Here is a 16,724-nt window from a genome sequence, read left to right as displayed (position 1 = left end):
TTCCTTTGCTCATTGGCCGCGATTAACGACCATCGTGCGAATCGGCTGGTGCGACATGTGATCCGGCAGTCAACGGCGCTTCATGCTTGTGTGCAGAATGCAGTTTCTTGCTGCCGCCGATGCTACGCAGCAGCACATAGAACACCGGTGTCAGGAACAGACCGAACAGCGTCACACCCAGCATGCCGAAGAACACCGCGATACCCATCGCATGACGCATTTCCGAGCCGGCACCCGACGACGTCACCAGTGGCACCACACCCATGATGAAAGCAATCGAGGTCATCAGGATCGGACGCAGACGCAGACGGCTGGCGTCGATCGCGGCACGGATCACGGTGCTGCCTTGCAGTTCCAGTTCGCGGGCAAATTCCACGATCAGAATCGCGTTCTTCGCCGACAGACCCACCAGCACCATCAGACCGATTTGCGTAAAGATGTTGTTGTCACCCTTGGTCAGCCAGACACCGGTCAGCGCCGCCAGAATACTCATCGGCACGATCAGGATCACGGCCAGCGGCAGGGTCAGGCTTTCATACAACGCAGCCAGCACCAGGAACACCAGCAGCACGCTGATCGGAAACACCCACACGCCGGCATTACCTGCGAGGATCTTCTGATAAGTTAGATCAGTCCATTCGAAACGTACACCGCGTGGCAGGGTTGCTGCAGCAACGCGTTCAGCCGCTTTTTCAGCCTGATCCGACGAGTAGCCGGGAGCCGGGCCGCCGTTGATGTCGGCAGCGGTAAAGCCGTTGTAGCGCACGACCATTTCAGGACCGAAGGTCTGCTTGACCTTGACCACCGAAGACAAGGGCACCATGTCGCCGGCAGCATTGCGGGTCTTGAGCTGGCCGATGTCGTCGGCTTTGGCGCGGAACGGTGCATCAGCCTGGGCACGCACTTGATACACGCGGCCGAAACGGTTGAAGTCGTTGACGTACAGCGAACCCAGATAGATCTGCATGGTGTTGAACACATCGGTCACGGGAATACCGAGCTGCTTGGCTTTCACGCGGTCGAGGTCGACGTCCAGTTGCGGCACGTTGATCTGATAGCTCGAGAACATCGGGCCCAGTGCAGGTTCCTTGGCAGCGGCCTTCATGAAGGCTTGTGCCGCGGCGTCGAGTTCAGCGTAACCGACAGCACCGTGATCTTCGATCTGCATCTTGAAGCCGCCCAGCGTACCCAGACCCATCACCGGTGGCGGTGGGAACACGGCCGTGAAGGCTTCCTTGATACCGCCGAATTTCTTGTTCAGCGACATGGCGATGGCGGTACCTGACAGTTCCTTGCTCTTGCGTTCGTCGAAGGGTTTCAGACCGACGAAGACGATACCGGCAGACGAGCTGTTGGTGAAGCCGTTGATCGACAGACCAGGGAAGGCAATCGCGCTGTCCACGCCAGGTTCTTTCAGCATGATGTCGCTCATCTTGCGCATCACGTCTTCGCTGCGGTCGATCGATGCACCGTTAGGCAATTGTGCGAAGGCCACCAGATATTGCTTGTCCTGACCCGGCACGAAACCACCCGGTACGATATAAGCGATACCCAACGTCGCTGCCAGCAGCACGACATACACGCCCATCGCCGAAGCCTTGCGCGAGATAACGCCGGTCACGCCCTTGCTGTAGCTCTCGGAAGCGCGGTTGAAGAAACGGTTGAAGCGGACGAAGAAGCCACCGAGGAAGCGATCCATCTGGCGCGTCAGCCAATCCGGCTTTGCTCCGTGGCCCTTGAGCAGCATCGCAGCCAGTGCCGGCGACAATGTCAGCGAGTTGAATGCCGAGATCACGGTCGAAATCGCAATCGTCATCGCAAACTGCTTGTAGAACTGGCCGGTCAAACCTGTCATGAAGGCCAGCGGAACGAACACCGCTACCAGTGTCAGCGCAATCGCAATGATCGGGCCGGACACTTCCTGCATGGCGCGATACGTTGCTTCACGCGGAGACAGACCTGCGCCGATATTCCGCTCGACGTTCTCCACCACCACAATGGCATCGTCGACCACAATCCCGATGGCGAGCACCATGCCGAACAGCGACAGTGCGTTGATGGAATAACCGAAGCCCAGCATCAGCGAGAAGGTACCGACAATCGACACCGGCACGGCCAGCAGCGGAATGATCGATGCACGCCAGGTTTGCAGGAAGATGATCACCACGATCACGACCAGCGCAATCGCTTCCAGCAGCGTATGCACGACGGCTTCAATACTTGCACGCACAAACTGGGTCGGGTCATACACGATCTTGTACTCGACCGATGCCGGGAAGTCTTTCGACAAATCCTTCATCGCGGCGCGCACTTGTGTCGACACGTCCAATGCATTGGCGCCAGGCGCCTGGAAGATGGGAATCGCCACCGCAGGCTTGTTGTCCAGCAGCGAGCGCAGACCGTATTCAGATGCGGCCAGCTCAACGCGGGCAACGTCGCCGAGCTTGGTGATGGCACCACCGGCGTCGCTCTTGAGGATGATTTCGCGGAACTCTTCTTCGCTCTTCAGACGGCCTTGCGCATTGACGGACAATTGCACCGGCACGTCAGGCGAGCTTGGCGATGCGCCGATCACACCAGCGGCAACCTGCACGTTTTGTTCGCGGATCGACTTGATGACGTCGCTGGCGGTCAGGCCGCGCTGTGCCACCTTGTTCGGGTCGAGCCAGACGCGCATGGAGTAGTTACCCGAACCGAACAGGCCCACTTCACCCACGCCCTGGATACGCGCCAGACGGTCTTTCACGTTCAGCACCGCGTAGTTGCGCAGGTAGGTCGTGTCGTAACGGTTATCCGGCGAGATCAAGTGAACCACCATGGTCAGCGTCGGCGAGCTCTTGATTGTGGTCACGCCCAGACGCTGCACGTCTTCAGGCAGACGCGGCAAGGCTTGTGCAACGCGGTTCTGCACCAGTTGCTGCGCCTTGTCGGGATCGACGCCGAGACGGAAGTTGACCGTGATGGTCAGGTTGCCGTCGCTGTTGGCTTGCGACTGCATGTACAGCATGTTTTCCACGCCGTTGATCTGCTCTTCCAATGGCGAAGCCACGGTTTCAGCGATGACCTTCGGATTGGCGCCCGGATACGACGCGCGCACCACGACCGATGGCGGCACCACTTCCGGATATTCGGAAATGGGCAACTGGAACATGGCCAGCACCCCGGCCAGTAGCAGCAGTATCGAGAGCACGCCCGCGAAAATCGGGCGGTCGATAAAGAATTTTGAAATGTTCATGGGAATTCCCCGTTAATAAGCTTTTTGAACCGGATCTTTTGAAGCTCTGTATTAAATTTCTGATGAGCTCGTCTTAAGCTTTCTTGTCTGCCTTGGCACCGGCAACCTTGACCATCGGCACCACGTTCGGTGCGACGGCGTCGCCCGGACGGACGCGTTGCAGGCCGTTGACGACGATGCGCTCACCCGACTTCAGACCGCTTTCGATAACACGCAGGCCGTCTTGATTTGCGCCGACGCGGACTTCTCGGTAAGTAGCGTGGTTTTGCTTGTCGAGCACCAGTACGAAACGCTTGTCCTGATCGGTGCCGAGCGCTTTTTCATCGATCAGCAAAGCTTCACGCGGTGCGCCGCCGCCGAGGCGGATGCGGGCATACAGGCCTGGCAGTAATTGGCCGTCAGCGTTGTCGAACACAGCGCGCACGCGGATCGTGCCGGAGGAAGTGTCGATACGGTTGTCGATCGAACCGACCTTGCCTTCGCGCGAGTAAGCATCCTCATTGGCCAGGCCCAGGAACACCGCGACCGATGTGCCCTTGGCGCGTGCCGGATTGACGTACTTCAGGAAGCTTTGCTCGTCGACGTCAAACGATGCGTAGATCTTCGACATCGACACCAGTGTCGACAGCGCCGGTGTCGCGGAACCGACCGAGACGATATTGCCGACGGTGATTTCGGCGCGCGACATGCGGCCCGAGACCGGTGCGGTGATTTGCGTGTATTCCAGATTCAGCTTGGCCGAACGCAGGGCGGCTTGCGCTGCTTGCACGTTGGCGGCGGCTTCACGGGAAGCGTTTTGCTTTTCTTCGTAGTCGCGCTTGGCGATGGCGTTGTCACCCAGCAGGCGTTGACCGCGCGCTACATCCGAAGCGGTGTAGGCGGCACGGGCTTCGGCGCCGGCCAGTTGCGCTTGCGCGCGAGCGACTTCAGCGGCATAAGGACGCGGGTCGATGGTAAACAGCACATCGCCCTTCTTGACCATCGCGCCATCCTTGAAGTGCACTGCGGTCAGTGTGCCGGACACCAGCGGACGGATCTCGACGCGGTCGACTGCTTCGAGACGGCCGGAGTATTGCTGCCAGTCGGTGATCTGTTTGCTGACGACTTCAGCGACGTCGACGCTTGCGGCTTGCGGCGCTTGCTGTGCAACGGCGGTGGAGTCGACGCCGATGGCCGACAGGGTGCCGGCAACGGCGATGGCGATGACAGTCAGTACGGCCGCTGTGGCCAGATAGCGATTACGGAATGTTGGAGCAGGGGTTTGGATATCGTTAGACATGGTGGACCTCATTAAGAAGGTTGGAAAGCAAGGTTTGTGGGGCCTGTACCGGACACGCTGAAGCGGCGGCGCAGGAATTCGACGATTTCTTTAAGCAGGGGAATGTGGGTGCGCAACGCGCCGTGCGTGACACCGGCGAAGCGTGCGACCTGGGTATGCACGCCGGCGCGGATCAGCGACGAGGCGTATTTTTCCGCTTCGGTATGCAGCACGTCGCATCCGGCTGTGGCGATGTAGGCCGGCGGCAATCCCGCCAGGCGGCTGGCTTCCAGCGGCGCGGCGTAAGGGTGCAGGCGTTGCATGGTCTGCGGCAGGTACTGGCGGTAGCCGGCGGCACATTTCTCTGCAGTGATATCGGAATTCAATTGTTTGGCGTCGCCCAGCAAGGTCATGCTGGGGTCGAGCATCGGGCTGATCAGCACTTGCGCGGCAAACGGCGCGGCGCAGCGATCACGCGTGATCATGGTCAGGCTGGCAGCCAGGTTGCCGCCGGCATCATCGCCCGCGACTGCGATGCGGCTGATGTCGATGTGCAGGTCGGCGGCATTTTTTACGGCCCAGCAGCAGGCGGCGTAGGCATCTTCCGGCGCGGCCGGGAAGGGTTTCGCCGGCGCCAGTGCGTAGTCAACCGACAGCACTACCGCATGGCTATGCTGTGAAATGTATTGCGCTTGCAGGTCTGCATCATCGAGTCCGCCGGAGACAAAACCGCCGCCGTGGAAGTACAGCACCAGTGGCAGCAGGGGGCCGGACTTGCTTTTCAGTTTCAGCTTCAGCTCGCCGTTTGCCAGCGGGTGATACAGGCGCACAGGGATGCGTCCGATCGGGCCGGGTACGGTGAAGTTGCTGATGGCTGATTTAACAACCGATTCTTGTAAAACTTCCATGATGTGGTGGCTGGCCAAAAAGCCAGGTTCGCTAGATTGAAGCGGATTGTGCGCCACAGCATGGGGACGGATAAAGCAGGCAAAATCAACAACACTGTTCGTCATGTTCGAACAATAGGCGTAAAATGATCGAATTAGTTTGAGATAAATGGCGGGCGAGCCAATGCCGCTGCGGTTCTCAGCTGTTTTTGAATTGGCCGGCGAAGCCCTCAAAAAGCCCGTCAATGGCAGCAAAAGATGGCAAATTGGCAGTGAAAAACGCGTTTTTGGCGCTGTTGCAAAACAATCGCCGACGCGGATTTGTACAAATTTGGCGACATTGTTGAGATCAATATTGTTGCTCTGGGGAATCAAATGGACAGATTTCAAGCAATGCAGGTCTTTACGGCCGTGGTCGACGCCAACAGCTTTACGCGTGCGGCTGACAACCTCAATTTGCCGCGTACGACGGTGACGACGATTGTTCAGGGACTGGAGAGTTTGCTGCAAGTGCGTTTGCTCAATCGCACCACGCGCCGCATCAGCCTCACGCCCGATGGCGCGGCTTACTATGAGCGATGTGTGCGCATCCTGGCCGAAGTCGACGAGACCGAAGCATCGTTCCGCAATGTCACGCGCGGCCCGCAAGGACGCCTGCGCATCGACGTGCCGGCATCCATCGGGCGCCTGCTGCTGTTGCCCAATCTGTGCGACTTCTATACCAAGTACCCGGACATCGAACTGGTCATGGGCATGAGCGACCGTCCGGTCGATATGGTGCAGGAGGCGGTTGACTGCGTGATCCGCGTCGGCGATTTGCAGGACTCCAGCATGGTGGCCCGCCGCATCGGCACTTTCCAGGCCGTGACCTGCGGTTCGCCGACCTACTTCGAGCGCCACGGCATGCCGCACACCATCGACGATTTGCAGAATCACAAGTCGGTGCATTACTTCTCCAGTCGCACCGGCCGCACCATCGACTGGGATTTCATGGTCGAGGGCACGACTCAGGAAGTGAAGATGGCCGGCAAGCTCTCGGTCAATGACGGCGATGCTTACGTGGCATGCGCGCTGCAAGGTTTCGGCCTGGTGCAGGCGCCGCTGTACATGATCCAGCCTTACCTCGAAGACGGCCGTCTGGTCGAAATCCTGTCGCAGTGGAAGCCGGTTCCCATGCCGATTTCCGTGGTCTACCTGCACAACCGCCACTTGTCGCCCAAGGTGCGCGCCTTCGTCGACTGGGTCGCCGAACTCTTCGCCACCTGCCCGCTGCAAAAGGGCTGCCAGATGGGCATGGCTGACGAGGCCAAGGAATGTCATTTCACCGCCAAGCCCGAGAGCAACACCATTCGCGCTGTGATCGAGCAGCACAACATCGCCGAGAGCGTGTTCTAAAGCGCTCTTTCCGGTTTTCGTCTTTCCATGCAGCGGCCCGCCTGGCATCAGGCGCGTCGCTGTTTTTGCGTGGGCGATTGCTTGCATGTGCGTCCTTGTTCGTTCGGCCAGTGGCATCGATGCCGGATACGCTGCAATCTGAAAGAAAGCAGTACGTCCCTCCGCCGCAAAGGGCGAAAAGTATCGGGGCTATGGTCTGGAAATTAATGAAGAGCCGAGGCTGTGGCGCGAATGCTCGCGTCGCTCATCGGCGGTCCGGTGAAGCACTGTCTTGCATGGTCGTACCGGAAACGGCGCGACAGACAGTTTGAATCATGTGTTTTGGCGTGAAGAGATTATGCGCGCAGCGCAGCAATTTTCGTTTGCTGAAAGCTGCCGAATATTTGCCTGATTCTCCAAGATGGTGGGGAATTGGGCAGTTTTTCATGAATCCGGATCGAATTCTGCTCGTGTTGAGAGCAGCGATCGTTGAGGCAATTCAGAAAAATGACCGGATTCCAGAAATACGAGCAGGACGGGAAATGTGCGCTGCCTGCCAGTAGATAAAAGGCTTTGCAGCTTGTCGTTTTTAGCGGTACACAAACGCAAGGTGTATCCATCCATGTTGCATTTCGACTTCAGGCTGGCTGGAAATCGGGATCGTGAATCAGGCTCGGATACCTAATTCTCCTGAATATTTGCCTATTTCTCCAGTTGCTAGTGATGGAGATTCAGGCAAGTCTGCAATCTGGAGTAAGCTGAACGCGTTCCCCTCTTTCATCCGAAGCCGCCATGGATCTCAACGACGCTCCCACCGATCTGGACTATAACGCCGACGCGCCTGTGCCTCCTTCATCTGCGGCCATCACTGCGGATGGCGAAGCGGACGAACGGCTGCGTGCGGCGCAGCGCGAGTTGGTTGCGCTGATCTCCCGCCTGACGGAAGGAGTGGAAGGCTCGCTGGAAACCGGTATCGAAGGCTTCTTCCTGCATCGCATTACCAATCCGCAAGGCCCCAAGCATGCCGTGCAAAAGCCGGTGTTCGCAGTGATCGCCCAAGGCGCCAAGCGCTTGTTCGTCGGCGACGACATTTACGACTATGACCCGATGCACTATCTGGTGTCGTCGGTGGATTTGCCGATGGTGGGCAAGGTGACCATCAGCAGTCCTGAGACACCCTATCTGGGTTTGCGCATCGATCTCGACACCAAGGAAATCGGCTCGCTGATCGGCGACGAGCATTTGCCGCAAGGTATTTCGTCGGATGCTTCGCGCGGCTTGTTCGTCAATCGCCTCGACGCCACGCTGCTGGATGCCGTGTTGCGGCTATTGCGCCTGCTGGATACGCCGCGCGATATTCCTATCCTGGCGCCCATGGTCAAACGCGAAATCCTGTATCGCCTGCTGATGAACGGGCAGGGGGCGTTGCTGCGCCAGACCGTGTTGCAAGACAGCCAGATGAACCGCATCGCCAAGGCTATCCGCATGATGAAAGAGAATTTTGTCCAGCCACTGCGTGTGGATGACATCGCGCGCGACGTGCATATGAGCGTGTCGTCGCTGCATCACCATTTCAAGGTAGTGACGGCGATGAGTCCGCTGCAATACCAGAAGAATCTACGCCTGCAGGAAGCGCGCCGTCTGATTCTCGCCGACGACGTCAGCGTGGCGCTTGCTTCGCAAACGGTGGGCTATGAGAGTCCCTCGCAGTTCAGCCGTGAATACAGCCGCATGTTCGGTTCGCCGCCATTGCGCGACAAGCGTCGCTGGCTGGAAGAAGAGGCGCCGATTCTTTAGTCCTCGGCGTTCCGGCAGGAATCGGGGCAAGGCGCTAGAATCGTCTTCCTCGCTTCCTTTGATCTTCATTCCATCCTTATCGGAGAAACACCATGCAATATCGACGCCTCGGCAAAAGCAACCTGAAAGTCTCGGCCCTGTGCCTGGGTTCCATGATGTTCGGCGACCAGACCGCGATTGACGAAGCGCGCAATATCGTCGCGTCGGCGCGCGAGCATGGCGTCAACTTCATCGATACCGCCGACGTCTACAGCAAGGGCAAGTCCGAAGAGATGGTCGGCAAGTTATTGCAAGGGCAGCGCGGTGACTGGATATTGGCAAGCAAGCTGGGCAATCCCATGAGCAGCGCGCCGAATCAGTCGCACTATTCGCGCCACTGGATTACGACCGAGACCGACAATATCCTGCGCCGCCTCGACACCGATTACCTCGACGTGCTGTACATGCACCGCGACTATCACGAAGAAAATCTGGAAGAAGCGATCCAGGCGCTGGGCGACCTGATTCGTGCAGGCAAGATTCGCGGCTTCGGCGTGTCCAACTTCCGCGGCTGGCGCATCGCCGAGATTGCCCGTCTGTGCGAGAAGAACAATGTGCCGCTGCCACTGGTATGCCAACCCTATTACAACTTGCTCAACCGCATGCCGGAAGTGGAAATCCTGCCGGCTTGCCACAACTATGGTCTCGGCGTCGTACCCTACAGCCCGATCGCACGCGGTGTGCTGACCGGCAAATACAAGCCGGGCCAGGCGCCGGATCAAAACACCCGCGCCGGTCGCGGCGACAAGCGCATCATGGAAACGGAATTCCGTGAAGAGTCGTTGGTCATCGCCGAGCGTCTGCAAGAGCACTGCACCGCGCGTGGTGTCAAGCTGGGGCAATTTGCGACGGCGTGGGTGTTGGCCAATTCAGTGATCAGCAGCGTGATCGCAGGTCCGCGCACGCTGGTGCAGATGGAAGATTATTACGATGCCGTTGATCTGAAAATTTCTGCGGAAGAAGAAGCGATGATCGACGCGCTGGTGACGCCGGGACATTCATCGACACCGGGTTACAACGATCCGAGTTATCCGTTTTTCGGCCGCGTTCCCTTCAAATAAAACGCAGTCGGCCCCGTGATGGGGCCGACTCCGAATCAAGCAAATCTGAACGAACTTAGCTGGACGTCGCCGAGGAGATTTTCCTCGGATGTACGACGGACTGTTCTTGCTGCGCTTGTTGTTCTTGCTCTGCGCGACGTTCTTCGCTCCTGCACAGATTGAGCATCATGAAGTGGCTTTGCGGGCCGGGATCTCGCATGAGTGTGCAGGAATGTGCGGACTGCGCCTTCTTTGCCACTGCGAGCGTCAGGTGAGCTGATCCTGCCGGAGAGGTTTGAGTGTCCCCAGGGCGTGCGAGCGTCTTGCCGGTTTCATCGATGGATGTTGCCTGGGCGCTGTCAGAGATAACGTCGATGCTGATGCTTTTGACGATACGCGTAGCGCAGCCGTTGTCGATGTGCATCTCATCGATGTTGACGCTCGCTTGCTCGGTCTTGCGCACGCGTCGGCCGTCTTGCGTCAGGTAAGTAACGCGGTCGCTGATTTCCGGAAACTCCTTGACCGCCAGATGCTGCTGCGCTGCTTCCATCGCACAGGCGCGATAGGTTTGTTCGGCGGCACGCAAGGCGTCGCTCTGCGGCAGCGTATCCCAACTGCTTGCTTCTTTGGTTGACGCGGCCAGTATGGCGCCATGCGGAGCGAATTCGTTATGGCAGGCGCTCAGTAGTAATGTTGCAGCGATCAGTGCAATGCTGGTCAGCGAAACTCGGTTGATTCGGTTCGTCGAAAGCGTCATCGTATTCCCCTGTTATTTCCCTGCTCAACGAGGCGTCGGCTCACGATGAGCTAGCCTGCCGTCGATGTTTCCGGAGGAGATTATGCGAGTTCCCTATTGACGCTTAAATAAGATAATTCTCAAAAATCGATCATTCGCCCAGCGAGCAAAAAAAGTGTCAGCAATCTTTTGTGTGAATGTGGATTCGTTGTCGAAAAATGACGATACGCGGCTTTTCTTGTGTGTTCGCAGGCGGGGAAATGAGTACGCATATGGCACATGCTGCATGTGCCATGTGCGTACTGGAGGAGAAATGTCGGTGTTATCCGCGCAGAATGTTCAGGCGGCGAGTGGTTTCGGCGCGCAACAATTGCGCGTCGGTACCAGGAACGAGCATGTCGACGCCATAGGCTTTCATGCGTTCGGCCATTTCCACTGAGCCGCAAAAAATGCCGACGTATTTGCCGCGTGCCTGACACAGCTTGATCAGATGCTGGAACGCCTGATCGACCTTGTCGTCGTTCCACGCATCGGGCGCCAGGCCCATGTCGATGGCGAGATCACTGGGACCGATGAAGATGCCGTCCAGATCCGGCACCGACAAGATTTCTTCCGCCGCCGCCAAGCCCTGGCGTGTCTCGATCATGGCCAGCGTGAGGATGGTGCGATTGGCGTGTTCGAAATAGTCCTTGCCTCCGTACAGCACGCCGCGTGCAGGTCCGTAGCTGCGACCGCCACGTGGCGAGTAGTGACAGGCGCGCACGAATTTTTCGGCGTCTTCTTTGGTGTTGATGAGCGGGCAGATGATGCCGTAGGCGCCGGCGTCGAGCAGCTTGTTGATTTCGCCGAGACTGTTTTCGGAGCAGCGCACCAGCGGTACGGCCTTGGTGGCGGAAATTGCCTGCAGCATCGGTACTGCCGCTTCGACCGAGAACAGGCCGTGCTGCAAGTCCACCGTCACCGCGTCGTAACCGCAATCGGCGACCAGCTCCGCCAGAAAAGAATTACCGATCGATGCCCAGCCGTTGAAGGCCAGCTTCTTTTGCGCGAACAGCGTGCGCAGATTGTTTTCCCGCATTCCAGTCTCCTTGTATGCCTGTCGTTATGGTCTGGATATGGTATGCGGAATCCGGTGATCATGCTGACCGCCGGAAATCAGGCGAATAAATTAGCGGCCGTAGCGGAACGGCGCATCATCAATGACTGTCTTGCGTCCGCCGATCTGCGCCGCCAGCAACGCGGCGCTGCCGCAGGCGAGCGTCCAGCCCAGCGCACCCTGGCCGATATTCAGATAGAGATTTTTCACCGGCGATGCACCGATCACCGGTACGCCGCTAGGCGTGGCCGGGCGGAATCCTGCCCAAGGAGAAAGTTGCGCTGCCTTCTGGTCGCGGATGCTGCCGGGGAAGAGTTCGTTGGCGCCGTCGATCAGTTCGTTGATGGCGCGATCGGGGATGCGCGTGTCCATGCCGACCAGCTCGACACGGCCGGCAACACGCAGGCGGTTGCCGAGACGGGCGTAGACAATTTTTTTCGAGATGTCGGTGATGGATACTTGGGGCGCGGCCGACTGCGCGAAGCTGTCGTTGAGCGGTACCGTGATGCTGTAGCCTTTGAGCGGATACAGCGGCAAGCTGAAGCCCGCCTGACGTGCGAAGGCTGCGCTATCCGCACCGAGCGCGAGGACGAACGCGTCAGCATCAATCGATTGTGTGCCCGCCGGCGAGGTCGTCTGCAACGATGCGATAGCGCCGTCTTTCATGTGCACTTGCGTGACGGTGGTGGAGGGCAAAAAGCGGAAACCGGCATTGCTGCTCATCGCGTTTACCAGGCCCTGGCAGAACTGCGCACAATCGCCGGCTTCTTCGCTCGGGGTGTAGACGCCACCGGCCCAATCGCGGCTGGCGTTGCCCAGCGCCGGTTCGATGTCGAGACAGCGTGCGGCGTCGATGACCTCTTGCTGGCAGCCGTATTGCGACTGGAAGGCAACCTGCTTGCGTGCCGATACCAGTCCGGCTGGGTCGGTGTACATCACCAGCTTGCCTGCGATGCGGTGGCTGAAGTCGAAGGGTACGGCTTGATGCAATTGCGTCAGTTCATCGCGGCTGTAAAACGCCAGTTGCAGCAGTTCGATGGTGGTCTGTTGTACGCGTTCGGTATTGCAGGCACCGAGAAACTTGAGCAGCCAGCGCCATTGCGCGGGATCCAGTTTGGGTTTCAGTGTCAGCGGCGAGTCGGCGCTGAACAAATAGTGCGGCCAATGCGTCCACACGGACGGATCCGCCAGCGGTGCAACATAGGAGTAACTCAGTTGCGCGCCATTGCCCATACTGGTGCCGCCGCCGGCGACCGGGCGCGCATCGATCAATGTGACCTGATGGCCGTCTTCGAGCAGACGATAGGCAGAAGTGACGCCGATGATTCCGGCTCCCAGTACGCAAATATGCATCGCAGGCTCAGTGGTGAAAGGTAAAAAATGAAAGATGACAAATAGACGACGCCATTGTGTTCCGAGATTCCGGGTTTTACCGTGCGAGGCGTCTTGTCAGGTAGTGAACACTATACGGAGATTCATGGCTGGTGTCGTATGCCAAATTGGCATTGTCAATGTAGAGACGTGCTTGTCACGCACTATTTTTTTGTGTTGATGATTTTGGTGACCGTCCATTTCTGATCTTCTACGGTATAGATGGAAAAAACCGGGGCCTGCAGATTGCCGTCGCTATCGAAGGCGATTGCTCCGGTCAGGCCATTGAAGCGGATGCGATGCAGAGCTGCTGTAATCTTGACGGGATCGGTCGAGTTGGCTTGTTTTAGCGCATTGATAAGCGCTTGGGCGGAATCATAGGCATAGGGCGCATAGAGATCGATATTGGGGCCGAATTTGCTGATGTAGGCATTTTCAAAATGACGCCAGCCGGTCATTTTTTCGAGAGGCGGTCCCATTTCCATGCCGATGACACCGTTGGCCGCAGGCCCGGCGATTTGCAGAAATGGTAGTCCGACCGCGCCGTTGGAACCAGTCATGAGTCTGGCCTGCACGCCAAGGCGTTTGATGTTGCGCGCCAGTTCGCCCGCTTGTTTATAAAAGCCGCTGAAAAAAATCAGATCGACCTTGTCGGAGCGCGCGTCTGCCAGCAGCGTATTGAAGTCGGAGGTCTTGTCGCTGATGGAACTCTTGCTGACGATTTTTCCGCCAGCCTCAGTGACGGCTTTGCTGAATTGCGCCGCGAACCGGATGCCGAAGGGCGTGTTGTTGTCGATGACAGCAATGCGTTGTGCTTGCAAAGTATTGACTGCGTAGTTGCCTGCATAAGTACCGCCGTCGTCGTCATGGCCGATGATGCGGAACATGGTTTTGTATCCCCGCTCGGTGATTTCCTTGCTGCTGGCGGAAGGTGTGATCTGAGGAATGTTGGCGAGACTGTAGATCGGCGCCGTCGCCAGTGTGGTGGTAGTGCTGCCGTTGCCGATGACACCAATCACTCCTTTTTTGACCAAATATTCGGCACCAAGAGCCGCTGTACGTGCGTCCGAACGGTCATCCTGGATGACCAGTTGCAATTGCATCTTGCGTCCGCCAATGGTAATGCCGCGCGCATTGGCCTCATCGACGGCAAGTTGAGCCGCATTGGCCAAGCTTTTTCCGAACTCATCCGATGAGCCGGACATGGGCGCTGCAAAACCGATCAGAATTTCCGGCAGTGCTTCCGCCGCGGCGGCACCGTAGGGTGCGGTTCCCAGTAATGCGCAGCACAGTGTCAAATTCATTAAGCGGAGGAAAGGATGCATGTTATTCCTTTTGAAAGTGTCTTTGTCCAGCAACGCTGCGGATGGCCGTGTAGGCTTAAGTCTTACTTTTTTCCATACGCTTGCACGGCAGTCCATTTTCCTGACTGCACCTGATAAATCGTAAAGGCCGGGTTATTCAGATTGCCCTCGGCGTCAAACGCGATTGTGCCGGTGAGACCTTTGTATTTCATACTGTGCAAGGCTGCATTGATGCGCGCAGGTTGCTGGGAATTGGTTTGCTGGATCGCGGCCACGATCATGTTCGCGGCATCATAGGCGAAAGGAGCAAAGGCCTCGATTGGATCGTCATAGGTGGCGTTGAACTTTTCCTGAAATTTTTTCCAGCCGGTCATTTTTTCCTGAGGTTGTCCCGGTGCCAGTCCGAATGTGCCGTTGCCGCCAGTTCCCGTCAATTGCAAGAATAGGGGGCTGACAATGCCATCGGCGGCCAGCAGCGGAGCAGTGATGCTCATCCGTCTCATGCTGAGTACCAGCGCCGCAGCTTGAGGGCCAAGACCGCCAAAAAATATCAGGTCGGCACTTTTTTTTCCTGACTCCATTAATGCCGCGTTGAAGTCAGAGGTCTTGGAACTGATCAGTTGCTGCGTCACGATTTCGCCACCCTTGTCCTGAACGCCGCGGATGAACTGGGCGGCCAGCATGGTGCCGAAGGTGGTTTCGTCATGAATCACGGCAATGCGTCTGGCCTTGAGATTTTGAAGTGCATAGACGCTTGCAAAACGGCCACCGTCATCGTCGTGGCCAATAATCCTAAAGCTGGTCGCATAGCCATTTTGCGTATATTGGTGTCCGCTTGATCCAGGCGCGATCTGAGGGATGCCGGCCGTGTTGTAAATGCTCGCAGCCTGCATACTTGCACCGGTATGCCAATGTCCAATGACTGCCACGACGCCGGATTTGACCAGATAAGTAGCCACCAATGCTGCTGTGTTTGGATCGCCGCGATCATCCTGGGGAAGAAGTTTGAATATTACCGGTTCTCCGCCGATGGTAGCGCCGCGTGCATTAGCTTCTGCCAGCGCCAGTTCGGCAGCGTGCATCTGGCTTTTTCCGATACGCGCTGAACTCCCCGAAAGCGGCCCTGCAAAACCGATTTGCACGACCCGTACGGATCCGCTGGTCGCGGCTTGCGACGGAGCCGGCAGCCAGCATGTCAGCAGCGCGAGCAGTATCAGCAACATGGACAGGAGGCGGGAGTTTGTTGGACGACGCAGGGCACGGAGCGAAGCGCGATCTTGTCTTGTCATTGTTTGGCGCCTCCGTAGGTCTGGAGAGGAAGCCAGCGCAGCTCCTTCATCTGGTAAATCGTGAACGACGGATTGCACAGATTGCCATTCTGGTCAAAGGAAATCGCACCGGTCAAGCCGCTGTAGCGCACCTTGTACAGTGCGGCGAGGATGTCGGCCGGCGTGAACGAGTTCGCCTCGCGCACGGCTGCAGCCAGCACCTGGACAGCGTCGTAGCCAATCGGGGTGTAGTCGTTGATATTGCCGCCGAAACGTTCCAGATAATTCTTTTCGAAATTCTTCCATCCCGGCATTTTCTCGGGCGGTATGCCGGGGTTGAGTGCGATGACATCCGCAGCGGCCGCACCGGCATCGCGCAGGAAGTTCAGGCCGTTGGTGCCGTTCATGCCATGCACAAAACCCGTTTTCAGGCCGACTCTGCGCATGTTACGTGCCAGCGTCGCAGCCTGGTCGCCAAGGCCTCCGAAGAAGACGATATCCGGCTGCTTGAGTTTGACGGTATTAAGAATGGTGTTGAAGTCGGAAGAGCGAAACTGAATCGATTCACTGATCAGTACGGTTCCCTGGCGTGCCTGGAAGCGTTCCTTGAATGCCTGGCCGAGCGCACGGCCTGCAACAGTGTCGTTGTCGATGATCGCCACGCTCTTTACTTGCAGATTGTCGATAAGGTAATTGGCCAGCAATGGTGCACCTTGGCCACTGTGGCCGATCATGCGAAAGGTAGTGTAACGCTGACCATTGGGCCACGGCGCACTGGTACTGGGTGCCAGCTGGGCGATGCCTGCCTCGCCAAAAATTTTTGTGGTTGCCAGTGTCGTCAGCGTACTGCCGTTGCCGATCGTGGCAACGACACCTTGCTTGACGAGATAGTCGGCAGCCAGCACCGCACTGTTCGTATTGCCGCGTTCATCAGCGACCACCAGCTTGAAATGGATATCCCGGCCGGCGACCTTGGGATTGCGCCGGTTGACATCGTCGATTGCCATTTGCGCGGCATTCACCAGGCTCTGGCCGAATGCCGCGGCCGGGCCGCTTAGCGGCATCGCAATGCCGATCGGAACAACGGTAGTGTCTTTCGCGTTCGCCGTCAGGTGCAACCCAGCCGCCAATGTCAGGCAGAGCAGGGTGCGGCGGCGAAGATGTCCTGTTTTCATCGTATCGACCTTCTCGTGAAACGGGCATTGATTCAATTATCGACAATAAGACGCCGACTCTGAAGCGCAACTCTTGAATTTTCATAAACTTTTTCCAATCTGTTGTTTCTTCCCGGATTCCCGGTCGGCTTATGTTGCGTAATG

The 16,724-nt window shown here is 57.7% G+C and carries 12 protein-coding genes; 3 read left to right on the top strand and 9 right to left on the bottom strand.

Translation table 11 applies throughout. From position 1 onward, the window contains the following. Nucleotides 1–22: 22 nt before the first annotated feature. The 3 genes from PQR63_RS12955 to PQR63_RS12945 form a co-directional block, all read right to left on the bottom strand. Nucleotides 23–3,235, bottom strand: a complete 3,213-nt coding sequence (locus tag PQR63_RS12955; protein ID WP_408168295.1) for an efflux RND transporter permease subunit — start codon at nucleotides 3,233–3,235, stop codon at nucleotides 23–25. A 73-nt stretch (nucleotides 3,236–3,308) separates the two neighbouring features. Then, nucleotides 3,309–4,514, bottom strand: a complete 1,206-nt coding sequence (locus PQR63_RS12950) for an efflux RND transporter periplasmic adaptor subunit (protein WP_408168294.1) — start codon at nucleotides 4,512–4,514, stop codon at nucleotides 3,309–3,311. An 11-nt stretch (nucleotides 4,515–4,525) separates the two neighbouring features. Then, nucleotides 4,526–5,401, bottom strand: coding sequence for an alpha/beta hydrolase (locus tag PQR63_RS12945; protein ID WP_408168293.1), 876 nt, complete (start codon nucleotides 5,399–5,401; stop codon nucleotides 4,526–4,528). Nucleotides 5,402–5,755: 354 nt separating this feature from the next. Here PQR63_RS12945 and PQR63_RS12940 point away from each other — a divergent pair, with 354 nt between their 5' ends. The 3 genes from PQR63_RS12940 (at nucleotide 5,756) to PQR63_RS12930 (ending at nucleotide 9,651) form a co-directional block, all read left to right on the top strand. Further along, a complete protein-coding gene (locus PQR63_RS12940) occupies nucleotides 5,756–6,775 on the top strand; it encodes a LysR family transcriptional regulator (protein ID WP_094565670.1) in 1,020 nt (339 codons plus the stop codon). Nucleotides 6,776–7,546: 771 nt separating this feature from the next. After that, nucleotides 7,547–8,551 carry an AraC family transcriptional regulator gene (locus tag PQR63_RS12935; protein WP_408168292.1) on the top strand — a complete coding sequence of 335 codons (1,005 nt, stop codon included), beginning with the start codon at nucleotides 7,547–7,549 and terminating at the stop codon, nucleotides 8,549–8,551. 92 nt (nucleotides 8,552–8,643) lie between these two features. Further along, nucleotides 8,644–9,651: an aldo/keto reductase gene (locus PQR63_RS12930; RefSeq protein ID WP_408168291.1), complete on the top strand. Its 1,008-nt coding sequence runs from the start codon at nucleotides 8,644–8,646 to the stop codon at nucleotides 9,649–9,651. 55 nt (nucleotides 9,652–9,706) lie between these two features. Here the strand turns inward: PQR63_RS12930 and PQR63_RS12925 are convergent, their stop codons facing one another. From PQR63_RS12925 to PQR63_RS12900, 6 genes are all read right to left on the bottom strand, one after another. Further along, nucleotides 9,707–10,387, bottom strand: a complete 681-nt coding sequence (locus PQR63_RS12925) for a hypothetical protein (protein ID WP_408168290.1) — start codon at nucleotides 10,385–10,387, stop codon at nucleotides 9,707–9,709. A gap of 301 nt (nucleotides 10,388–10,688) precedes the next feature. Then, on the bottom strand, nucleotides 10,689–11,444 hold the full coding sequence (locus PQR63_RS12920) for an HpcH/HpaI aldolase family protein (protein WP_408168289.1): 756 nt from the start codon (nucleotides 11,442–11,444) through the stop codon (nucleotides 10,689–10,691). Nucleotides 11,445–11,534: 90 nt separating this feature from the next. Next, the gene (locus PQR63_RS12915; protein WP_408168288.1) at nucleotides 11,535–12,815 is read right to left on the bottom strand and encodes a D-amino acid dehydrogenase; all 1,281 of its coding nucleotides are present in this window, start codon (nucleotides 12,813–12,815) and stop codon (nucleotides 11,535–11,537) included. Nucleotides 12,816–12,997: 182 nt separating this feature from the next. After that, complete coding sequence (locus tag PQR63_RS12910; protein WP_408168287.1) at nucleotides 12,998–14,158, bottom strand: branched-chain amino acid ABC transporter substrate-binding protein; 1,161 nt, start codon at nucleotides 14,156–14,158, stop codon at nucleotides 12,998–13,000. A gap of 62 nt (nucleotides 14,159–14,220) precedes the next feature. After that, nucleotides 14,221–15,360 carry a branched-chain amino acid ABC transporter substrate-binding protein gene (locus tag PQR63_RS12905; protein ID WP_408168339.1) on the bottom strand — a complete coding sequence of 380 codons (1,140 nt, stop codon included), beginning with the start codon at nucleotides 15,358–15,360 and terminating at the stop codon, nucleotides 14,221–14,223. Between the two features lie 62 nt (nucleotides 15,361–15,422). Continuing rightward, nucleotides 15,423–16,580 carry a branched-chain amino acid ABC transporter substrate-binding protein gene (locus PQR63_RS12900; protein ID WP_408168285.1) on the bottom strand — a complete coding sequence of 386 codons (1,158 nt, stop codon included), beginning with the start codon at nucleotides 16,578–16,580 and terminating at the stop codon, nucleotides 15,423–15,425. Nucleotides 16,581–16,724: the final 144 nt, after the last annotated feature.

The sequence above is a fragment of the Herbaspirillum rhizosphaerae genome (assembly GCF_046025915.1).
Lineage (GTDB): Bacteria > Pseudomonadota > Gammaproteobacteria > Burkholderiales > Burkholderiaceae_D > Herbaspirillum > Herbaspirillum rhizosphaerae_A.
Note: the sequence above shows the minus strand (reverse complement) of the source record. Positions and strands in the feature narration are given on the sequence as shown.